Source organism: Micromonospora sp. WMMD736 (genome assembly GCF_049179015.1).
Lineage (GTDB): Bacteria > Actinomycetota > Actinomycetes > Mycobacteriales > Micromonosporaceae > Micromonospora.
In genome coordinates, this window is the sequence record NZ_JBMHMI010000113.1 from 1 (window position 1) to 2,368 (window position 2,368).

At 65.2% G+C, this 2,368-nt stretch carries 2 protein-coding genes; both read left to right on the top strand.

Features of this window, described 5'->3' with window-relative positions; genetic code table 11:
* Positions 1-76: 76 nt before the first annotated feature.
* Positions 77-1,927: a flavin-containing monooxygenase gene (locus ACN269_RS34345; RefSeq protein WP_421477452.1), complete on the top strand. Its 1,851-nt coding sequence runs from the start codon at positions 77-79 to the stop codon at positions 1,925-1,927.
* The coding region (locus tag ACN269_RS34350; protein ID WP_421477454.1) for an SDR family NAD(P)-dependent oxidoreductase at positions 1,927-2,368 on the top strand (442 nt) is incomplete at its 3' end. The genes ACN269_RS34345 and ACN269_RS34350, both read left to right, overlap by 1 nt.

Below are 2,368 nucleotides of genomic sequence, written 5' to 3' on the forward strand. Positions count from 1 at the left end.
GAGCTCGAGTGATTTCGGCGTGCTCAGTGGCGCTCAGCGCAACAAATCACGCCGAAATCGCTAAGAAGGAGAGTGAATGACCACCATCGAAACGGGCTGCGGACCCACGGACACCCCGGACGACGTCGACATCGACGCGCTGCGCGAGAAGTACCGCGTCGAGCGGGAGAAGAGGCTGCGACCGGAAGGCGCCGATCAATATCTGGAGTTGGAGGGCGATTTCGCCGACTTCTACGAGGTGGATCCCTATACGCCGGTGACCGAGCGTGATCCGATCGTCGAAGACGCCGATGTCGTCATCCTCGGTGGCGGGTTCTCCGGGCTGTTGGCCGGAGCGTACCTGAAGAAGGCCGGTGTCGACGGTGTGCGGGTCATCGAGATGGCCGGCGACTTCGGCGGCGTCTGGTACTGGAACCGGTTCCCCGGCATTCAGTGCGACAACGACGCGTACTGCTACATCCCGATGCTCGAAGAGCTGGGCTTCATGCCGTCGAAAAAGTTCGCCGACGGCGCCGAGATCTTCCAGCACTGCCGCAACATGGCAAAGCACTTCGGCCTGTACGACGGCGCGTTGTTCTCCACCCAGGTGCGCGAACTGCGCTGGGACGATGCGCTGCGACGCTGGCGGATCAGCACCGACCGTGGCGACGACATCCGGGCCCGGTTCGTGGTGATGGCGCAGGGCTCCTATAACCGTCCGAAGCTGCCCGGTATTCCGGGGATCAAGGACTTCAAGGGACACGTATTCCACTCGGCGCGCTGGGATTACGACTACACCGGCGGGGACGCAAGCGGTGGCCTGGACAAGCTGGCCGACAAGCGGGTCGCACTCGTCGGCACCGGGGCCACCGGTGTGCAGCTGGTGCCCCATCTCGGTCGGGATGCCAAGCAGCTCTTCGTCTTCCAGCGCACCCCGTCGTCGGTGGACGAGCGGGAGAACACACCCACCGATCCGGCGTGGGCCGCCTCGCTGCAGCCGGGCTGGCAGGAGGAACGCAAGCGCAACTTCCACAACTGGTCGCCGTTCGTCGGTGTAGTGTTCGGCGAGCCGGATCTGGTGTGCGATTTCTGGACCGAACTCGGGCGCAATCTGACGGCGCGGATCGCGGCCAGCCCCGATCCGACCGCCCTGGGCATCGAGCAGATCATGGCGTTCCGCGAAGAAGAGGACTACAAGATCATGGAGCGGCTGCGGCAACGCGTCGCGGCCATCGTCGACGATCCCGCCACTGCCGAGGCGCTCAAGCCGTACTACCGGTTCATGTGCAAGCGGCCGTGCTCGAGCGAGGAATACCTGTCGGCGTTCAACCGCCCCAACGTGACGCTGGTCGACGTGTCGGCCTCCAAGGGCGTGGAACGATTGACCGAGAACGGAATCGTCGCCGACGGGGTGGAGTACGAGGTCGACTGCGTGATCTTCGCCAGCGGCTTCGAGATCTCCACCGAGATCAGCCGCCGCTATGCGATCGACGCCATCGTGGGTCGCGACGGGCGCTCGCTGTTCGACTACTGGCAGGACAGCTACCAGACGCTGCACGGGATGACCAGTCGCGGGTTTCCCAACCAGTTCTTCATGGGCTTCATCCAGGGCGGCGTGTCGGCCAACACCACCGCGATGTTCGAGCAGCAGGCCGCCCACATCGCCTACATCATCGCCGAGGCCCAGAACCGCGGCGCCACCACGGTCGAGCCCAGCCAGGACGGTCAGGACAACTGGGTCAGGACGGTCCGCGAACTCGCGATCGACAACTCCGCATTCGAGCTGTCGTGTACACCTGGCTATTACAACAACGAGGGCCGCGGCGGTGCGGTCGGCAACGGCTCGTTTCTCGGTGACTTCTACTCGCCCGGTTTTTACGCGTTCGACGAGTTGATCGCCGAGTGGCGCGACAAGGGCGACCTGGACGGGCTCGAGCTCGGAACGTGATGCCCGAACTGAGATTCGACGACCGGGTCGCCGTCGTCACCGGCGCCGGTCGGGGGTTGGGACGCGAGTATGCCCTGCTGCTGGCCTCCCGCGGGGCCAACGTGGTGGTGAACGATCCGGGTGGTGCACTGTCCGGTGACGGCTCCGACGCGGGCCCCGCGGATACGGTGGTGGCCGAGATCCGTTCCGCCGGTGGTGATGCAGTTGCCTGCACCGAGTCGGTGGCCACCGCCACCGGTGGAGCGGCGATCATCGAGACGGCGCTGGCCAACTACGGCCGCGTCGACATCCTGATCCACAACGCCGGCATCGTGCGGCGCAGCCCGTTGCGTGAGATGAGCTACGAAGACTTCGACGCAGTGCTCGACGTGCACCTACGCGGGGCATTCCACGTGCTGCGCCCGGCATTTCCGGTGATGTGTGATGCCGGATACGGCCGCA

Coding starts and splice junctions, on each gene's coding strand:
- ACN269_RS34345 (WP_421477452.1), top strand. CDS start 77: ATGACCACCATCGAAACGGGCTGCGGACCCACGGACACCCCGGACGAC.